This is a genomic window from Niallia sp. Marseille-Q9988 (assembly GCF_976954375.1).
Window position 1 is genome coordinate 269,970 of the sequence record NZ_CDRJSZ010000004.1, and the last position, 20,012, is coordinate 289,981.

A 20,012-nucleotide genomic window follows, 5' to 3' on the forward strand; every position below is an offset into this window, starting at 1 on the left:
AGTGGGGGAGTTGCAGGTAAGGTGGGGAGTTGCAAGAAAGGTTGGGAGTTGCAAGTAAGAGTACGAAAGTTGCAAATAAGAGTGGGAGAGTTGCAAGTAAGAGTACGAAATTTGCAAATAAGAGTGGGAGAGTTGCAAGTAAAAGTAGGAAAGTCGCAAGTAAGAGTGCAAGGGTTGCAAGTAAAAGTAAGAAAGTCGCAAGTAAGGTGGGGAGTTGCAAGTAAAAGTAGGAAAGTCGCAAGTAAGAGTGCAAGAGTTGCAAGTAAAAGTAAGAAAGTCGCAAGTAAGGTGGGGAGTTGCAAGTAAAAGTAGGAAAGTCGCAAGTAAGGTGGGGAGTTGCAAGTAAAAGTAGGAAAGTCGCAAGTAAGAGTGCAAGGGTTGCAAATAAAAGTGTCAAAGTCACAAGTAAAAGTACAAAAGTCGCAAGTAAAAGTAAGAAAGTCGCAAGTAAGAGTGCAAGAGTCGCAAGTAAAAGTACGAAAGTTGCAAGTAAGGTGGGAAGTTGCAAGTAAGAGTAAGAAAGTCGCAAGTAAGAGTGCAAGAGTCGCAAGTAAGAGTACGAAAGTCGCAAGTAAGAGTGCAAGAGTTGCAAGTAAGGTGGGAAGTTGCAAGTAAAAGTAAGAAAGTCGCAAGTAAGAGTGCAAGAGTTGCAAATAAAAGTGTCAAAGTCGCAAGTAAAAGTACAAAAGTCGCAAGTAAGGTGGGGAGTTGCAAGTAAAAGTAAGAAAGTCGCAAGTAAGAGTGTAAGGGCCGCAAGTAAGAGTACGAAAGTCGCAAGTAAGAGTGCAAGAGTCGCAAGTAAAAGTACGAAAGTTGCAAGTAAAAGTACAAAAGCCGCAAGTAAAAGCAGGGAAGTCGCAAATAAAAGTACCAAACTCGCAACTAACCCCACATCAAATCCACAATCAAATTCCTTCTTCACTATTAAATTAACCGTATGAGTAAAATGTTTGTGGGTAGAAAATAATTTACCCTCTGGTTTGGTTGGTGGTCGTTAGACCGCCAACCAAACGCAAGCGCGGTAGTATGAGCAAAAATAAAGAAAAAGGGACTTTCTTTTTGTATAGTAGTGTTTGCGGACAAAACATACAAAAGGAGAAAGTCCCTATGAAACAAAATACCATAAAACTACCTACATTAAAAGAAATAGAAAGTGATTTATTTAAAACATTACAGGAAACTTTTTCGGAAGTTCTCGAGGAGCTGTTAACTGGGTATGACAGAGAAATAGCTGAACAACGAGATAAAGGAAGATATCAACTCAAAGATAAGAGAGCGATTCAGATGGACACCTTATTTGGATCTGTTTCAATTAAGCGAAATTACTATTGGGATCGTATCGGCAACAAATATGTCTATTTATTAGATCAATATTTACAGTTTGAGGGCGGTAAAGGATTTAGTCCAGTTGTGGAAGAAATGGCGATGGAATTGGCGGTTACTGGGCCATCATACAGACATGCATCTTCTACGTTAGAAAAATTACTTGGATACTCTGTAGCTAGTCATGAAGCGATTCGTCAACATTTATTACAAACAGAAGTTGTACCGAGCTTGCCAATCGAACCAAAAAGAAAGGTATTATTTATCGAAGTAGATGGCTTATTTATTAAACGGCAAGGTGGTAAGAAGCGCGGACGAGAAGAAAAGATCGCAGCTATCCATGAAGGTTGGTCTATGAATGGAAAGAGAGCCAGTCTTGTGGGAAAACGGCATTTTATTCATAAAGCAGAAGCACCTTTCTGGGAAGAGTTAGAACAATTTTTAATGGATACGTATCATTACGATCCAACTACTCATCTTTTAGCTATCAATGGGGACGGAGCTAGTTGGATAACTGCGTGCAGAGAGTATTTTCAAAAGAAAGCTTTTTTCACGATAGACAGATTCCACGTAGCTCGAGAAATCCAACGTATTTTTAAAGAACATCCTAGATATAAAGCGATACGAAAAAAGCTAGCTAAGTATGATGGAGAGGGATTATTAGTAGAGTTAAATAGTGCAGTGGCGACCCTGGATACAGAGAAAAAAGAAGAACGATTAGAAGCATTAATTAACCAGCTTTCTCCATATCCCGAGGCACTTGGAGACTATAGAATTTGGTTACAGGAACAAGGAATAGATACGAGTGATATGCGTCCGATGGGCAGCGCAGAAGGAACCATGAGTGTGTTTGCCAAGCGTCTGAAAAACGGAAGGGCATGGAGTGAAAAAGGAATAGATGCATTTATTCGATTCATGGTTGGCTTAAAAGATGGATTAGATATTAAAACACTGATCGGAACAATGACGAAACGATTGGAAGAGAAGGAATCAAATCATATAAAACCAAAATACTACCGTGAAAAACTAACCAAAACAGCAGGACAGGCAACAAGACAAAACATTGCCTATTTGAGTCAAACAACAGGAAAGCCACTATATCATGCGTTAAAAGCATTACAAGGATTTTAAAAAGGATTGTCGACGTTTAACTGTAAACTGTATTCTAAAAGGTTATGGATTTTAACAACATAGAAAACGCAGAGTGGATTGGAGCGAAAGGCACTTGACTCCTGCGGGACATAGAGGAAAGGTCGAGACCCCACAGCCGGAACGGCGAGGAGGCTCGACTTCCTCCCCGCGGAAAGCAAGTGCCTGTAGCGGAAAGGAACGGTCTATTGATCCCAAAAAATTTTACGAAAACAGACTGACTATAAATAGAGTAAGTATAGAAAGCGTTAACAATAGAGATAGCAAACACACTGAAAAAGAGAGAAATTCCGACGATAAAAAATTTCTCCCACAAATACTTGACTCAAACAAATTAACCGGAAAGCATGCATTTTTTTTCAAAAAGCCATATAATACATAAAGGAAGTAGAAAACTACTTAGAACTATAATTTATATAAAGGGTGACATTAATTAATGGAATTAGCAGATATTCGTAATGAGTTAGAGAAGATAAATGTAACACTAGAAAACTTTAGGGGGTCTCTTTGACTTAGAAAACAAAGAGGCACGTATTGCTATGTTAGAAGATGATATGCTTCATCCCGATTTCTGGAATGATCAGCAGGCGGCACAAACTGTAATTTCAGAAAGCAATGCATTAAAGGATCAAGTTCATGAGTTCCATAAATTAGTGGAAGCATTTGAAAATCTTGAATTAACATATGAACTAGTCAAAGAAGAAGATGATGCTGAACTTCGTGCGGAATTAGAAGAAGAACTTTCAGAATTAGTTGATCGTTTAAGCCAGTTTGAATTAAATTTATTATTAAGTGGCCCATATGATAAAAACAATGCTATCTTGGAACTTCATCCAGGTGCAGGTGGAACAGAGTCTCAAGACTGGGGAAGTATGCTTTTACGTATGTATACTAGATATGCGGAGAAAAAAGGATTTAAAGTGGAAACCTTGGACTATTTACCAGGAGATGAAGCTGGAATAAAGAGTGTAACGCTAGCGATTAAAGGACATAACGCATACGGATACTTAAAAGCAGAAAAAGGTGTTCATCGTCTCGTACGTATTTCTCCGTTCGATTCTTCAGGTCGTAGACATACAAGTTTTGTTTCTTGTGATGTAATGCCTGAATTTAATGATGAAATTGAAATTGAAGTGCGTACAGAAGACTTGAAAATTGATACGTATCGTGCAAGTGGAGCCGGTGGTCAGCATATTAATACCACTGACTCAGCTGTTCGTATTACACATATCCCAACAGGCGTTGTTGTTTCATGTCAAACAGAACGTTCACAAATTAAAAACAGAGAAACAGCAATGAAGATGTTAAAAGCGAAATTATACCAACGCAAAATTGAAGAACAAGAAGAAAAGCTTGCAGAAATTCGTGGAGAGCAAAAGGAAATTGGCTGGGGAAGCCAAATCCGCTCATACGTTTTCCATCCATATTCCATGGTAAAGGATCATCGTACCAATACAGAGGTAGGAAATACACAATCCGTTATGGATGGTGACCTAGATATCTTTGTTAATGCTTATCTTCGTTCAAAAATTAATAAAGGTTAATAAATAAATGTAGTCATCACTTAGTGGTGGCTATTTTTTTGCAAAAATGTTCGGTCTATATTCTCTATTAAATAATATATTTAAAAAGGACAGGCTAAGGAAAACGAAATGATGATTTACGAGGTAAAACGAAGGATAGGTGTATCAATATTTTTTTCTACCAAGAATCTTACCAAAAGGAGGAATTTCATGGAAATAATCATTGCTATTATATTAGGGATAGTAGAAGGATTAACAGAGTTTGCCCCAGTTTCATCAACAGGACATCTTATATTAGTAGCACATTTGCTGGAATTTACAGGTGAAAAAGCAAAGACATTTGAAATTATTATTCAATTAGGAAGTATTCTTGCAGTCATTTTTGTGTTTTGGAGACGAATTCTAAGCATTATTGGAATCAATAAATGGCAAAAAGAAGAGAAGAATATAGGAACGTTAAGCATTGTCCATATTGCGATTGGAATAATCCCTTTTGGAATAGGTGGCGTTCTATTTTATGATTTCATAAAGGAAGTACTTTTTCGCTCAGGAACGGTTGTCATTACTCTTATCATTGGAGGACTGTTAATGCTTGCAGCAGAGAGATGGAAGCCACAAAAGCCAATAGCAGAAACGCTGGACCAAGTTACATATAAACAAGCTTTTGCAGTAGGAATGTTTCAATGCTTTGCATTAGTTCCGGGATTTTCCCGCTCTGGAGCTACCTTATCTGGGGGCTTGCTTGCTGGGATGAGCCATAAAACAGCATCAGAATTTACATTTATTATGGCCATTCCTATCATGGCAGCGGCAACAGGAAAGGACTTAATGGAAAGCTGGCACTATTTATCTCCTGATGATCTCCCTCTTTTCTTGACTGGCTTTTTCACAGCCTTTATCGTTGCATTAATTGCTATTAAATTTTTCTTGCAGTTGATTAATAAAATTAAACTAGCTCCCTTCGCTTATTATCGTTTCGGACTTGCCATCCTCTTTTGGATTTTTATTTTATAACGTGCAAGACCTCGCCAATTTTTAGCGAGGTCAAAACCTCTTATTTCATCGCTTTACCACGCTAATTTGCCACCATTTACACTTCAAAAATAAGATGATATACTCTCTGCTTGGGAAGAATCAGTTCGTTTTTTATGGAATTATTTATTCATGTCAAAAATGGGAGGGAAAGCTAATCTATCCCTCTATTTCATTTTGGTTTTTTCTATAAAAAATTTGCTGAAACATGAAAATGATGTCATATTTTTGATTACGCTTTTTGCGATTATTGCATAATAAAAAGTGATTGTCGAATAAGAACGCCAAAGGAATGTGACAGAAACTGACAAGAAAACAGGGGTGTAAAGAATGAAGCTGCGCGAATATATATACGTGCTACTAGGGTCGGCAATTGTCGCTTTATCCTTTAATTTGTTTTTACTGCCTAATAATATTGCTTCTGGTGGAGTAAGTGGGATAAGCACCATTACTAAGTCTGTGTTTCAGTGGGAACCTGCTTATGTGCAATGGGCATTTAATATTCCATTATTTATTCTAGGCGTCCTATTATTAGGGAAAAACTTTGGGGCGAAAACGTTGGTAGGGACAGTGTTTTTACCATTTGTTGTTTATCTTTCAAGAGGATTGGATCCATGGACAAATGAACCATTATTAGCGGCTCTCTATGGCGGGATAGGAATTGGTCTTGGAATAGGAATTGTCTTTAGAGGAAAAGCATCCACAGGAGGTACCGATTTAGCCGCACAGATAATAAACAAATACACAGGTATTTCATTAGGAAAATGTGTAGCATTAATTGATGGGGTTATCGTAATAACAGCTTCAATCGTGTTTAGTATAGAACAGGGTTTATATGCATTGATTGCATTGTTTGTAACAAGCAAAACGATTGATCTTGTCCAAGTAGGTTTTGGCAGCTCAAAAATGGCGCTAATTATTACAGATAAGCAAGATGAAGTAAGGGAAGGAATTTTAAATAAAATTGATCGTGGTGTAACTAGACTAACGGCACATGGTGGTTATACAGATTCAGAAAGACCAATTTTAATGTGTGTGGTAGACCAATCGCAATTTATGAAGCTCAAGCAATTAGTGAAATCCATTGACGAAACGGCTTTCGTTGTTGTGACAGACGCTTCAGAGGTATTAGGAAGAGGATTTAAATAAGCTGTTTGTGGTGAGAGAGAATATTTGTTTAGTGTTGATTCATTTATTTTTATAATGAATCAAGACGAAAAACAGATATTCTCTTTTTTATTTGGATGGAAAGAGGAAGACTTTTATAAAATCCTTATTAATGAATTTGTCGAAATTTCTGTTTGAATAACCCTCTAAGTTTTGTGGATATTTTGTGTCTAATCAAAAAAACATTTGAATATGTAAATAATTCCAATATTATTTTCTAATATTAGGTATATAATACTATTTATCATAAAAAACGAAGAAAAAAAGGGGAATTGGGTCGATTTGTAGTACTATAATAATAGAATATGCGGATGTGAAATGAAATCAATAGTACTTTATGTCATTATTGAAAAGAAAATGTAATAATTTTTTACGTTAATTTGACGGATTATGATGATATAATAGCTTAAGTAAGTTAAGGGACAGGCTGTGTAAAATGACAGTTGTCACTTTTAGTCGGTTGAAAGTTGTCGAATTTTGGTTTTTGAATCATATGGAAAATAGAAGGAATAGTTTTAGGGAAAACTAAGCTTATTGCCAGAGGATAAATTCATGAACCAAATCACTTCCAAATACACTTCTGTGATTCGTTTATGTTTTCAAACTGCCTCTTCGCTATTTCCATAATCCATACAAAAAATTACTCAGGTGTGATAATAGATGATAGAAATGAAGAATGTAATGAAGAAGTATGCTAACGGTGTAATAGCCGCTAATGGGATAAATGTTAGGATAAATCAAGGTGAATTTGTCTATGTTGTAGGTCCAAGTGGTGCAGGTAAATCAACCTTTATTAAAATGATGTATCGTGAGGAAAAGCCCACAAAAGGAAGTATTCGAATTAACGGAATCAATTTAGAAAAATTAAGAGACAAAAAGGTTCCATTATTAAGAAGAAACATGGGAGTTGTCTTTCAGGATTTTAAGCTTCTTCCTACACTAACTGTTTTTGAAAATGTTGCCTTTGCATTAGAGGTTATTGAAGAAAACCCTAAATATATAAAGAAAAAAGTCATGGAGACTTTAGAATTAGTCGGACTAAAGCATAAAGCAAAGATGCTTCCAACAGAATTATCTGGTGGAGAGCAACAACGTGTGTCGCTTGCACGTTCCATTGTAAATTCCCCGAAACTAGTGATTGCTGATGAACCAACAGGGAATTTAGATCCTGAGACTTCATGGGAAATTATGAATATTTTTGAAACAATAAATAATAGAGGTACAACAATTGTAATGGCTACACATAATCGTGAAATCGTAAATACGATCAAGCATCGAGTTATTGCTATTGAAGGCGGCAGAATTGTACGTGATGAAACGAGAGGTGAATACGGATATGAAGGCTAGAACAGTAGCTAGACATACAAGAGAAAGTTTCAAAAGCCTTCTTCGTAACGGTTGGATGACATTTGCCTCTGTCAGTGCGGTAACAATCACATTGATTCTTGTTGGTGTATTTTTCATCATTATGATGAATTTAAATCATTTGGCGACTTCCATAGAGGAAAATGTTGAAATTAGGGTTCATATTGATGTAGCAGCAACAGAAGAAGAACGAAATACCTTAGAAGAGGAAATAAAGGCTATACCAGAAGTAGGTAGTGTTACATTTTCTCCTAAAGGGGAAGAATTAGATAATTTAATTAGTAGTCTTGGGGAAGATGGAGATGCATTTAAACTATTCGAACAGGATAACCCATTAAATGATGTCTTTGTTGTCAAGACGAAGGATCCACAAGATACACTAGCTGTAGTAGATAAGATTGAGAAGTTTGAACATGCTGCGAAGGTAAGGTATGGACAAGGAACCGTTGAAAAACTTTTTAGTGCGATTGACATGAGTAGGAATGTAGGAATCGTACTAATTATTGGATTGCTATTTACAGCAATGTTCCTTATCTCCAATACGATTAAAATTACGATTGTAGCAAGAAGAAAAGAAATTGAAATCATGCGTTTAGTAGGTGCAACTAACTGGTTTATCCGTTGGCCATTTTTCCTAGAAGGTATGTGGCTGGGGATAATCGGCGCCATCATTCCGATAGCAGCAGTTAGCGCAATTTATTATTATGCGTATCAGTATTTAGTTGAGAAACTAGCAGGAAGCTATTTGGAAATTTTAGATTTCTCTCCATTTGTATACCAAGTTGGTGGAATACTACTTCTAATGGGAGCAATTATTGGAATTTGGGGTTCTGTAATGAGTATTCGCAAGTTTTTAAAAGTGTAAGTTTGTCGTTGATAATAAAATTAGTCTTATGGTCAATAGCTTGGAGAACGGGAATTAGAGTGCTTCAAGCTATTCTATTTGGAAAAAACAGAGAGAAAGCAACAAATTTACCAAGTTTACATATTGGTATACGGGGAAGGGAGCTTAACTAGATGAAAAAGAAAGTAGCAAAATTAACACTTGTATCTGCATTAAGCATAAGTAGTATTGTCGCATATACTGTCACTACATCACCTGCATATGCTCAAACTTCACTTAATGAGCTGAATGAGGAAAAAAGTAATATTGAGAATAAGCAAAATGACGTAAAATCAAAATTAAATGATTCTAGTAATAAATTAAGTGATATCCATTCAGAACAAGAATCAGTAGAAACAGAGATTCAAAGATTAAATACCTCTATTTCAAGTACACAAGTGAAAATTACCGAGAAAAAGGAACAAATTTCTACTACAAAAGAAGAAGTGGAAAAATTAGAGAAGCAAATTAAAGAAGTGACAGCAAGAATTGAAAAACGAAATGAATTATTGAAGGAACGTGCAAGATCTTATCAGCAAACAGGTGGGATGGTTAATTATCTGGATGTGTTAATGGGGTCACAAAGTTTTAGTGATTTTATTGATAGAGTTGGGGCTGTAGCAACAATTGTAGAAGCCGATCAATCAATAATTAAAGAGCAAGAGGCGGATAAAAAGTTATTGGAACAATCACAAGCAGATCTAAAGTCGAAATTAAATTCCCTTGAAACAATGCTTGATGACCTAGAAACGTTAAATTCTAAGCTGAATTCTGAGAAAAAAGAAAAAGATACATTAATGGCTCAATTGAACGAAGAGGAAAATCATGTTCAGGCAGAAATGCTTTCCTTAGAAGAAGAAGAACAGCTGCTAAAAGATCAAGAAGTAGCAATGGAAAAAGCGATACAATTAGAAAAGGAAAGACAAGCTGAATTAGCAAGAAAAGCAGCAGAAGCCAAGGCTGCTGCTGAAAGAACAGCTGCACAAAAAGCTTCAAGCTCTAAATCATCTAGTTCGAAAACAGCAACTTCAACTAGCTCATCAAGCGGAAATACTTCCCAAAGTGTTTCTAAGCCATCTACTTCTGTATCATCTGGCAATTTCACTCGCCCAGCAGGAGCAGGCTATTTATCTTCAGGTCTTGGACAACGTTGGGGTACTTTCCATGCTGGTGTTGATATAGCGGCTACAGGTACGGTACCTATTTATGCTGCTGCAGATGGTGTTGTCATTAGTTCTTATCCTTCAGATAGTTATGGACAAGTTATTTTTATTAGTCATTACATTGACGGACAGGAATATACAACAGTCTATGCTCATATGAGAAAGGGTAGCCGTCTTGTAAACGCTGGAGATACTGTTTCAAAAGGACAGCGTATCGGTACAATGGGTAATACTGGTGATTCTACTGGTCAGCATTTGCATTTCGAATTGCATAAAGGTCCATGGAATCCAGCAAAATCAAATGCTATTAATCCAATTGGGATTGTTCCATTGTAAAAAATATGGTAGTAATAGTTTATCCGAAATATGGAGAATTAAACATGAAATAAGATATATCATCTTCGAGTGGAAGACTTTCCTATTTCTCCTAAACTCAAGTTTATGATGGCGCTCATTTTAAATGGAGCGCCATTATTTTTTTTTATTCAGAGTGGCGATAAGCGGAAAATCGAGTTGCTACAGAAAGTAATAATTTGTATGCTATAATGGGAGCAAAGTTCTGTAATAATAAAGGGGTAAGAATATAGATGAGCGAATTGAATGATAAAAAGGAATCAATAGATCCAATCGATCAAAATAAGCTAGAGTTGGATGAAGAAACACTGTTTATTGTTTCTCAAACGTTTAAAGCACTTTCTGACCCTACAAGGATAAAAATTCTTCATTTATTATCAAAAAAACAGCATTCCGTAAATGAAATTGCCGAAAGTTTGAATATGCTCCAATCCACTGTTTCCCATCAACTTCGGTTTTTAAAAAATTTACGATTAGTAAAATATAAGCGAGAAGGTACAACAATGATTTATTCTTGTGATGATGAACATGTAATGGGCGTATTAAAACAAATGATTGATCACGCAAGACATCATTAATTTGCATGTAATGTGGTTTAAAGTGATTTTTATGAATTCAATCGATAGTCTTTAAAAGGAATAAGGATAGTTGAATAATAATAAAGCACACTAGAAGAAACGGGTATCATATGATATCTGTTTCTTCTTTTTAACATAAAAATCAGAATATGGATTGACACTTTTATTGCATTATTCATATAATAAGAATATGAGTATATGAATAATTGTTCATATATTGAAGGTGAGTGAATAATCCATTGGTTAATAGATGAATGAAAGGAAAGAAGGGATAAGATGGAGGAAGAGAAGCAGCTACTAAAAAAAGAATTTACATTGGAAGGCTTGGATTGTGCTAATTGTGCGATGAAAATTGAAAATGGAATTGCCTCCATTAATGGAGTGAGTGAATGCAATGTTAATTTTGCAACACAAACATTAATTCTACAGTTAAAGGAAGAAGAACGAGACAGCATTTTAGCAAAAGCACAAAAAACAATTTCAAGACTAGAGCCACATGTAAAGTTGGTGGAGAAAGGTAATAAAATGACAGCTTCCACCTCGCATAATCATGGGAATGGACATCACCATGAAAAGGCTCACGGAACACATAGCCATTCACATGATCATGGAGCGGAAAATACAAAGAGATTAGTTGGTAGATTAATAGCTGGAACAATTGTTGCAGTAGCTGGCTTCTTTTCTCCTTTGACTGGAATAGCAGAGTTTTCCTTTTTCTTTGTGGCATATTTAATTGTCGGAGGAGACATTTTATATCGAGCCATAAAAAATATTTTACGCGGGCAAGTATTTGATGAGCACTTTCTTATGGCGATTGCTACATTGGGAGCATTTGCGATTCAAGAATACCCTGAGGGAGTAGCGGTTATGCTCTTTTATCAAATAGGGGAACTATTTCAAGGGATAGCAGTGAATCGTTCTAGAAAATCCATTACAAGTTTAATGGATATTCGCCCTGACTATGCAAATGTGAAGGTTGGAGACCGATATAAAAAAATAAGTCCTGAGCAAGTGAAAATAGGAGATATTATTTTCGTAAAACCTGGAGAAAAAATCCCTCTTGATGGGCGAGTAATAGAAGGTAGCTCCTCTGTTGATACATCAGCATTAACGGGAGAATCTATTCCTCGTGATATCGAAATTGGCAATGAAGTACTCTCAGGATTCATTAATAATCATGGTGTATTAACAATAGAAGTAACAAAAGATTTTGGAGAATCTACTGTAACGAAAATATTAGAGCTTGTCCAAAATGCCAGCAATAAAAAGGCTCCTACCGAAAATTTTATTACCAAATTTGCAAGATACTATACACCTGTAGTAGTAATAATTGCGGCCTTATTAGCTATCTTGCCACCACTAATAATAAGTGGTGCAACATTCTCCGATTGGCTATATAGAGCCCTTGTATTCCTTGTTATTTCCTGTCCGTGTGCACTTGTTGTTTCCATTCCTTTAGGTTTCTTTGGCGGGATAGGTGCCGCCTCGAAAAAAGGGATATTAGTTAAAGGAAGCAATTATTTAGAAGCTTTAAATGCTGTTAAATATGTTGTTTTTGATAAAACAGGGACTTTGACCAGAGGAGTATTTGAAGTGGATTCCATCCATACTGCTTCTGGATTTTCTGAAGAGGAAGTTCTTGAATATGCTGCATATGCAGAAATGCATTCTAATCATCCTATTGCAGACTCCATCAGAAATGCTTTTCCTGGGAAGATATTAGAAGAACGTATCAGTGAATATCAGGAAATATCTGGGCATGGAATTAGTGTGAAGCTTGACGATAGAGTAGTGTTGGCTGGGAATCAAAAATTGATGGTAAAGGAAAACATAGATTACGTACAAAACAAAGAAATTGGCACAGTCATTTATATAGCGGTGAATCAAGAATTTATCGGTTCTATCGTTATTTCAGATCAAATAAAAGATGATGCCAAGAAAGCGATTCAGCTATTAAAAGAACAAGGTATTAAGAAAACGGTAATGCTAACTGGTGATGCAAAAAAGGTTGGCGATAAGATTGGTGCTCTTCTGCAAATAGATGAAGTACATGCAGAGCTATTACCACAGAATAAAGTAGAGGAAATCGAAAAACTAGATGAACGAAAACAGGTAAAAGAGAAGATTCTATTTGTTGGAGATGGGATTAATGACACGCCTGTTTTAGCAAGAGCCGATGTTGGAATGGCGATGGGTGGATTAGGAGCAGATGCAGCGATTGAAGCAGCTGATATTGTAATTATGACAGATGAGCCTTCAAAAATAGCGACAGCTCTATCTATTGCGAAACGTACAAGACGAATTGTTTGGCAGAATATTATTTTTGCTTTAGGAATAAAAGCAATCTTTTTACTGCTAGGAGCTTTTGGAATTGCGACAATGTGGGAAGCTGTTTTTTCAGATGTAGGTGTTACTGTATTAGCAGTTCTAAATGCAATGCGGGTATTGCGGGTAAAAGGGTTATAGAAGAAAAACGGTGCAAGGGGTCTTTTCCCTTTGCACCGTTTTGTTTAATAAAACTTATTTAACATCTGGGGGGGTATCATGCTCAGCTGGAGGGGCTGGCTTTAATTTTGGAGCAGGACCAAATGGAGGTACATCTCTTACATATTGGAAAGTTCCCATGCCATCCATGCTCGGTCCAGATGCCCATCTACCTTTACTGCTTTCGTCTCCCATTGAATGATTTAGGAATAGATAGGATACTTCTGTTTTTTCTAAATGTCTAGGGAAAGTGCTTGGTACAACTACCCCTTCTTGTTGTTCTAGTTCATAAATAGCAGCAAGCCATTGGTTTTGATGCATCGTATCACGGGCGATTAAAAAGGATAGCATATCTTTAATACCTCTATCGTCCGTTTGTTCAAATAAACGGACTGCTTGAAGGCGACCTTGGGATTCCGCATTTAAATTTGCACGCATATCAGCTAACAAGTTGCCGCTTGCAGCAACATATCCTGCATTCCAAGGAACTCCCACACTATCCTTTGGCATTGCTCCAAGTCCTGAGACAATGGCATGTTGTGGGTTCATTCCGCCAATAATGGCAGCCATTGCAGGGTTACTTGCTGCCGCTGTTTCTAGTTCCGTTACTGGAGCATCATCTAGTAATCTTGCAACCATTGTTGCCAATAATTCAATATGGCCAATTTCCTCTGTTCCTGTATCTAATAATAAGTCACGATACTTATCATGTTTTCTTGTACCCCAAGCCTGGAATAAGTATTGATTCATTACCGACATTTCCCCGAATTGTCCACCGATTAGTTCTTGCAATTTTTTAGCAAACACAGGATCTGGCTTTTCGGGTTTTGCTTGGTAAGCTAGTTCTTTAATATGATAAAACATTCTTTCCCCTCCTCATAAAATACTTTATATACTATGCCTATGCCTGTATTAGGTTCGTGTCCAATGGATAAAAGGTAGATTTATTCATAAGTTGTCCCAGCTCATCATATACATGGAAACAGGATAAAACACATCGTGTGCGAAAGAAGGGACGGTTAGAATGAAACAAAAATGGCTGGCTGTTTACATGGCAGGATCCTTATTAGCGGGGTCAGGAATGACATATATGGGAATAACCATTTTCGAAAAAAAACAGGAGAAGCATGCAACTGATCATACAATGGAGTCGAACTCTCTATATAAATTAGATAAAGCCTATCAGCTAATCCTTCAAAACTATGTGGAAAATGTAGACAAGCAGAAATTGGAAGACGGAGCAATTAGAGGGATGCTAGCTACATTAGAGGATCCATATTCTGTTTATATGGATCAAGAGGCTGCCAAACAATTTGAACAGGCGCTAGATTCTTCATTTGAAGGAATTGGTGCAGAAATTAGTATAGAAGATGATAAAATGATCATTGTTTCGCCAATTAAAGGTTCACCAGCAGAGAAGGCGGGTATCAAACCACAGGATCAAATTATTTCTGTGGATGGAGAAACCGTTGAGGGGAAGGATTTAAATGATGTCATTGGCAAGATTAAAGGAGAAAAAGGGACAAAGGTAGAACTAGAGATTAAACGAACAACAGTAGATAAGCCGTTAAAGGTAAAGATTGTACGGGATGAAGTTCCTCAAATTACTGTTTATTCGGATATCAAAAAAGATGGAGGAGAAAAGATAGGCTATATTGAAATTACCTCTTTCTCTAAAGATACTGCAATTGAGTTTGAAAAGGCGCTGAGTAGTTTAGAGAAAAAAGGAATAGCTGGTCTTATCTTGGATGTCCGCGGTAATCCAGGTGGTTTACTTACTAGTGTGAATGCAATAGTGGAGCAATTTTTAACAGACAGTAAACCATATGTACAAATAGAGAATCGAAATGGCGACCGTGAACAGTTTTATTCCGATTTATCAAAGGAAAAAGAATATCCAGTTGTCGTGTTGATTGATAATGGAAGCGCCTCTGCATCAGAAATTTTAGCTGCTGCATTGAAAGAGGGAGCAGATTATCCCCTAATTGGCGAAAATTCTTTTGGAAAAGGAACGGTCCAACAGCCAATCTTGATGGATGATGGTAGTGAAATCAAATTAACTGTCTCTAAATGGCTCACTCCTGATGGGAATTGGATTCATAAACAAGGAATAAAGCCTACTATTGAAGTAAAGCAAACTGATTTGTATCATACCCATCCTCTTCAGATTGTAGACAATTTAAAGATGGAAGATAATGATGAACAAGTAAAATATGCACAAGAAATATTAACAAGCTTGGGATTTACAACAGATAGGCAGGATGGCTATTATAGTCCTCAAACAAAAGTAGCTGTCCGTGCATTTCAAGAAAAAAATGCGTTAGAGGTAACAGGGATTATCGATCAAAAAACGGCAGCCAAGATGGAGGAATCAGTAAGGAAAGAAAAACTGAAAGATGAAAACGATATCCAGCTACAAACAGCGATAAGATATATCGTGCATTAAATAATTATTTAAATAAACTATTTTTCATATAGTTTATTGCTAAGATCAACAGCCTGAATAGACTCGCTTTCTATGGGAGAGCAAAGTCTCCTTTCATTAATCTTATTGAAAAAACAACAATGTCATAGAAACAGCCGCATAAATAATCTCCTGCATAATTATTTGCAGGAGATTATTTATGCGGCTATTGATTTAACACACTATCTTCTAACACTAAACTTTTATCCCCGTAAATTTTGGTAATATGTGTATCTCCCCAAGCGCAAAGGGCATTTAAAATGGGCTCAAGACTTCTTCCATAATCACTTAATTCATATTCTACTTTTGGCGGGATTTGTTGATAGATGATTCGGTTGATTACTCCATCTTCTTCTAATTCTCTTAATTGTTGTGTTAGCATTTTTTGTGTAATATTTGGCATTAATCGTTTTAACTCGCTCGTTCTTTTTTTACCATGTGTAAGATGACATAAAATTACACACTTCCATTTACCGCCGATTACTTCTAAAGTTGCTTCTACTGATATATTGTATTTTTTATTATCCATCCTAATACTCCTTCTTTTACAGGTACTTTTTTGTTCCTATCATACTTATTGGTTCCTATATTACAAAAAGGTGCGTACTTTTCTATTTGTCTTATATGATTCATAATAACACTTGCCGGTTAAAATGCAAGACTACTAAAAAGCTAACCACTAGTGGATAACGATATATTTATTAGGAGGAAATAGAATTGAAGCAAAGAAATAATACGCTTGCCTTAGTTGCATTGGCTATTAGTGCCTTTGCAATTGGGACAACTGAGTTTATAAGTGTCGGTTTACTCCCATTAATCGCGGAAGATTTTCACGTAGGCATTACGACAGCGGGATTAACGGTTTCCATATATGCCTTAGGTGTCACAATAGGTGCACCAGTTTTAACAGCTATTACATCTAATATTTCACGAAAATCACTTTTATTGTGGATTATGATTGTATTTATTATTGGAAATAGTTTGGCTGCTATTGCACCAAATATTACGATTTTACTTATTGCCCGCATCATATCGGCTTTTGCCCACGGAATTTTTATGTCCATCGGGTCAACAATAGCAGCAGATTTAGTTGCAAAAGAAAAAAGAGCTAGTGCTATCTCTATTATGTTTTCCGGATTAACCGTTGCAACAGTAACCGGGGTTCCATTTGGAACGTTCATTGGACAACATTTTGGATGGAGATTGGCATTTATTACAATTGTTATTATTGGTATTATCGCCTTTATCGGAAACAGTGTTCTCGTTCCAGGTAATTTATCAAAAGGAGGACGGGCGACACTAAAGGATCAATTGCGTTTAGTCACAAATGGGCGTCTCTTAATGCTATTTTTCATTACAGCTTTAGGTTATGGGGGAACTTTCGTAGTTTTCACTTATCTTTCGCCATTATTACATGAAGTAACTGGTTTTAAACAAAATACAGTGGCAGGCATTTTGCTATTATATGGTGTTGCCATTGCAATAGGCAATATGATCGGTGGTAAACTATCTAATAAAAATCCGCTTCAAGCTTTATTTTATATGTTTATCATTCAAGCAATTGTTCTATTTATTCTTTCCTTTACACTTCCATTTAAGGTCATTGGCTTAATAAGTATTCTATTTATGGGATTATTGGCATTTATGAATGTACCAGGATTACAGGTTTATGTTGTTATATTAGCAGAACGATATGTGCCAAGTGCAGTAGATGTTGCTTCTGCTGTCAATATTGCTGCCTTCAATGCAGGAATAGCAATTGGCTCTTATTTAGGAGGAATAGTAACGAATTCGCTCGGATTAATTCATACTTCTTGGGTTGGGGGAATAATGGTTGTAGCGGCAATCTTTCTGACGGGCTTTAGTTTAGTTTTAGAAAAAAATTCATTAGATAAAGGAGTTTTACCACGATGAAAAACTTACAAGATACTGTTAACTTATTAAACGGAGTAAAGATGCCTTGGTTAGGGTTAGGTGTATTCAAGGTGGAAGAAGGTCAAGAGCTGGTAGATGCTGTAAGCTCTGCTATTAGAAATGGTTATCGTAGCATTGATACAGCAGCTATTTATGAGAATGAAGCAGGTGTTGGTGAAGGGATTAAAAAAGGAATGCAAGAAACAGGAATTACAAGAGAAGATTTGTTTATTACTTCAAAAGTATGGACAGAAGATTTAGGATATGAAGAAACAATAAAAGCGTATGAAACAAGTCTAAATAAATTAGGACTGGAGTATTTAGATTTATATCTTATTCATTGGCCAAAAGAAGGAAAGTATAAAGCAGCATGGAGAGCTTTAGAAACATTATATAAAGAAGGAAAAGTAAGAACAATTGGTGTAAGTAATTTTCAAATCCATCATTTGGAAGAGTTAATGAAAGATGCAGAGATACAACCAATGATTAATCAGATAGAATTGCATCCAAGACTAACACAAAAAGAACTAATAGCATATTGTCAGGAGAAAAGCATTCAAGTGGAAGCATGGTCTCCATTGATGCAAGGACAACTATTAGATCAACCTGAATTAGTGGAAATAGCATCAAAATATCAAAAATCAGTTGCTCAAATTATCATTCGATGGGATCTGCAAAATGGAATTGTCACTATTCCAAAATCTGTGAAAGAACATCGTATTATCGAAAATGGAAATGTTTTTGATTTTATATTAACAAAAGAAGAAATGGCTAAAATCGATGCATTAAACTTGGATCAACGTGTTGGTCCAGATCCTGATAATTTTGATTTTTAATCAAGGCTTTTATCTTATTGCAAAAGAAAGGGAATGGAGAAAGGACTTCATTCCTTTTTCCTTTTTTAACAATTAAGGAAGGTAATAAGTAATTCGAAATATAAAAAAATTATAAATTTCACGTGAAACCGAATACAAATCCTTGCTTTTATGTTAGAATACATCTGAAAAAGAAGCATCTTAACTAGGAAGGATGAGCTTATGAAAATAGCAATAGCTAGTGATCATGGCGGATATCAGCTAAAGGAAGCAATAAAAGCACATCTACTTAAATCTAATGAAGAAGTAATAGACTTTGGTTGTCATAGTAGGGAAAGTGTTGATTTTCCAGATTACGCAAAGCTTGTTGGGGAATCCATTATAAATGGAGATAATCAATTAGGCATTTTGTGTTGCGGAACAGGAATTGGCATGAGTATAGCTGCCAATAAAATCACTGGAATACGGGCAGCGGTAGTTGGTGACGTGTTCTCTGCTAAAGCCACAAGAGAACATAATGATAGTAATATCCTTTGTTTGGGTGAAAGAGTTACAGGTGAAGGATTGGCATGCTTAATTGTTGATACATGGTTAAATGCAGAATTTCTAGGTGGCAGACATGCTAATAGAATCAATGGAATCAAAGAAATAGAATCATATTATTGTTAATAGTAGGACTAATTAACATCAAAAATCTTAAATGAAACATATTATAACTTGTACGTACCATTAATGGGTTATACTAAATATGTATGGTTTATTCTTGGGAAGTTGTATGGTATAATGGGTTTGGAAAAATATATCATAAAGAAGATAAGGTAAAAAAATACTTTTTCTTCCAATAGCATGTGCACTTTTCTGTATATTTTTTATTATGACCATTTTTAGTTACAGCTCGATAATAGTTAGGGGGTAAGGTGTTGAAGGTTGGAGTGATTGTCTTAGGTTGTTTGCCTTCGGGGGTAAAACAAATTCTACATCGTTTATATGAAAATTTATCTCCTGCGCATCAACTTTTTGGACTTGAAATAGACAGAGAGTCCGGTGAAATCACTTATACAGAAGTAAAAGAAATTAGTGATGCACCATATTTAAGCCATTCTATCTTAAAGGTAAGCGCTACACCGTCAGAGTATCAGTGGGAAGAGGCATTTGCTCCGATGGATATGACAGTTGTAATGGGGGATGCAGTTGCAAAAGAATTATGGCAAGCTTCTATTGCAAAGAAAGAAACGATTCGGACATTATTTGTGCCAGTTTCCATTTACAATAATATTCGAGGAAATGATTGGACTTTAGGGTATGATACTGCGCTTAATAGTATTACTCAAAATGTGTTAAAGGTTCAGGATACCATTCAATCTCTAAAATATGACAAACCAAGATTATTTGGTTTTTCAATAGAGGGAAATCCTTCGACTAACATGCTGCAGGATATTTCTCTTGCTGTAGATGGAAACTATTTAGCAGTTGATTATGAGAAAGAGGAAATTGCCGCTTTATGTGAAACCATAACAAAGAGCTATACATATACAAAAACGTCAAGTGTCTTAATATATAGCGAGTCTTTGCAAGCAGTTGTCCAAGATTCTGTAATTAGCAAGCTTGATGTAGATTGGAAATATACAGAAATTAATGAAGCACTTTGTATGGGAACAAATCCGACAGCTATTGATCGAATCCTTGCAAACGAATTAGCGGATGAAGTATTGCGATGGACAAATAATAATTGTTTGACAGGTGAGCTTGTCGTTCATAAAGATGGAATTCAATTTAAATAAAGGCTAAGCTAAATAAA

The 20,012-nt window shown here is 36.0% G+C and carries 19 protein-coding genes; 17 read left to right on the forward strand and 2 right to left on the reverse strand.

Going from position 1 to position 20,012, the window contains the following annotated elements:
* The first annotated feature begins 21 nt into the window (after nt 1-21).
* The 12 genes from ACWNMZ_RS08275 (at nt 22) to ACWNMZ_RS08330 (ending at nt 13,003) form a co-directional block, all read left to right on the forward strand.
* The gene (locus ACWNMZ_RS08275; protein ID WP_152910839.1) at nt 22-306 is read left to right on the forward strand and encodes a hypothetical protein; all 285 of its coding nucleotides are present in this window, start codon (nt 22-24) and stop codon (nt 304-306) included.
* 30 nt (nt 307-336) lie between these two features.
* Nucleotides 337-615, forward strand: a complete 279-nt coding sequence (locus ACWNMZ_RS08280; protein ID WP_109767427.1) for a hypothetical protein — start codon at nt 337-339, stop codon at nt 613-615.
* Complete coding sequence (locus ACWNMZ_RS08285; RefSeq protein WP_109767429.1) at nt 606-941, forward strand: hypothetical protein; 336 nt, start codon at nt 606-608, stop codon at nt 939-941. Before ACWNMZ_RS08280 ends, ACWNMZ_RS08285 begins: the two co-directional genes overlap by 10 nt.
* Nucleotides 942-1,107: 166 nt before the next feature.
* Nucleotides 1,108-2,454, forward strand: a complete 1,347-nt coding sequence (locus tag ACWNMZ_RS08290; protein ID WP_048717475.1) for an ISLre2 family transposase — start codon at nt 1,108-1,110, stop codon at nt 2,452-2,454.
* Nucleotides 2,455-2,908: 454 nt separating this feature from the next.
* Nucleotides 2,909-4,016 (forward strand): peptide chain release factor 2 gene (gene prfB, locus ACWNMZ_RS08295; protein WP_109769268.1). Its coding sequence is split into 2 segments (ribosomal slippage): nt 2,909-2,980 and nt 2,982-4,016, totalling 1,107 coding nucleotides; the frame shifts between segments, so codons are not numbered across the junction.
* Nucleotides 4,017-4,205: 189 nt separating this feature from the next.
* Nucleotides 4,206-5,009 carry an undecaprenyl-diphosphate phosphatase gene (gene bacA, locus ACWNMZ_RS08300; protein ID WP_109769269.1) on the forward strand — a complete coding sequence of 268 codons (804 nt, stop codon included), beginning with the start codon at nt 4,206-4,208 and terminating at the stop codon, nt 5,007-5,009.
* Nucleotides 5,010-5,357: 348 nt separating this feature from the next.
* Nucleotides 5,358-6,176 (forward strand): YitT family protein, encoded by an 819-nt coding sequence (locus ACWNMZ_RS08305; RefSeq protein ID WP_284560960.1) that lies wholly within the window; start codon nt 5,358-5,360, stop codon nt 6,174-6,176.
* 678 nt (nt 6,177-6,854) lie between these two features.
* Nucleotides 6,855-7,541 carry a cell division ATP-binding protein FtsE gene (gene ftsE / locus ACWNMZ_RS08310; protein WP_031538572.1) on the forward strand — a complete coding sequence of 229 codons (687 nt, stop codon included), beginning with the start codon at nt 6,855-6,857 and terminating at the stop codon, nt 7,539-7,541.
* Nucleotides 7,531-8,424 (forward strand): permease-like cell division protein FtsX, encoded by an 894-nt coding sequence (ftsX, locus tag ACWNMZ_RS08315; protein ID WP_031538570.1) that lies wholly within the window; start codon nt 7,531-7,533, stop codon nt 8,422-8,424. The genes ftsE and ftsX overlap by 11 nt, the downstream gene beginning before the upstream one ends.
* A gap of 152 nt (nt 8,425-8,576) precedes the next feature.
* The gene (locus ACWNMZ_RS08320; protein ID WP_449598576.1) at nt 8,577-9,941 is read left to right on the forward strand and encodes a murein hydrolase activator EnvC family protein; all 1,365 of its coding nucleotides are present in this window, start codon (nt 8,577-8,579) and stop codon (nt 9,939-9,941) included.
* Nucleotides 9,942-10,192: 251 nt separating this feature from the next.
* Nucleotides 10,193-10,537, forward strand: a complete 345-nt coding sequence (locus ACWNMZ_RS08325) for an ArsR/SmtB family transcription factor (RefSeq protein ID WP_031538566.1) — start codon at nt 10,193-10,195, stop codon at nt 10,535-10,537.
* A 276-nt stretch (nt 10,538-10,813) separates the two neighbouring features.
* A complete protein-coding gene (locus tag ACWNMZ_RS08330; protein ID WP_031538564.1) occupies nt 10,814-13,003 on the forward strand; it encodes a heavy metal translocating P-type ATPase in 2,190 nt (729 codons plus the stop codon).
* 54 nt (nt 13,004-13,057) lie between these two features.
* Here ACWNMZ_RS08330 and ACWNMZ_RS08335 read toward each other — a convergent pair whose 3' ends face one another.
* Entirely contained in the window at nt 13,058-13,885 is an 828-nt protein-coding gene (locus ACWNMZ_RS08335) for a manganese catalase family protein (RefSeq protein ID WP_031538562.1), read from the reverse strand.
* 160 nt (nt 13,886-14,045) lie between these two features.
* Here ACWNMZ_RS08335 and ACWNMZ_RS08340 point away from each other — a divergent pair, with 160 nt between their 5' ends.
* Nucleotides 14,046-15,467 (forward strand): S41 family peptidase, encoded by a 1,422-nt coding sequence (locus tag ACWNMZ_RS08340; protein ID WP_031538560.1) that lies wholly within the window; start codon nt 14,046-14,048, stop codon nt 15,465-15,467.
* Nucleotides 15,468-15,651: 184 nt separating this feature from the next.
* Here ACWNMZ_RS08340 and ACWNMZ_RS08345 read toward each other — a convergent pair whose 3' ends face one another.
* Nucleotides 15,652-16,014, reverse strand: a complete 363-nt coding sequence (locus ACWNMZ_RS08345; RefSeq protein ID WP_031538558.1) for a winged helix-turn-helix transcriptional regulator — start codon at nt 16,012-16,014, stop codon at nt 15,652-15,654.
* A 182-nt stretch (nt 16,015-16,196) separates the two neighbouring features.
* Here ACWNMZ_RS08345 and ACWNMZ_RS08350 point away from each other — a divergent pair, with 182 nt between their 5' ends.
* From ACWNMZ_RS08350 to ACWNMZ_RS08365, 4 genes are all read left to right on the forward strand, one after another.
* Entirely contained in the window at nt 16,197-17,399 is a 1,203-nt protein-coding gene (locus ACWNMZ_RS08350; RefSeq protein WP_031538556.1) for an MFS transporter, read from the forward strand.
* Complete coding sequence (locus ACWNMZ_RS08355; RefSeq protein WP_031538555.1) at nt 17,396-18,235, forward strand: aldo/keto reductase; 840 nt, start codon at nt 17,396-17,398, stop codon at nt 18,233-18,235. Before ACWNMZ_RS08350 ends, ACWNMZ_RS08355 begins: the two co-directional genes overlap by 4 nt.
* A 201-nt stretch (nt 18,236-18,436) precedes the next feature.
* Nucleotides 18,437-18,883, forward strand: coding sequence for a ribose 5-phosphate isomerase B (gene rpiB, locus ACWNMZ_RS08360; protein ID WP_031538553.1), 447 nt, complete (start codon nt 18,437-18,439; stop codon nt 18,881-18,883).
* 248 nt (nt 18,884-19,131) lie between these two features.
* On the forward strand, nt 19,132-19,995 hold the full coding sequence (locus ACWNMZ_RS08365) for a 6-phosphofructokinase (RefSeq protein ID WP_251629652.1): 864 nt from the start codon (nt 19,132-19,134) through the stop codon (nt 19,993-19,995).
* Nucleotides 19,996-20,012: the final 17 nt, after the last annotated feature.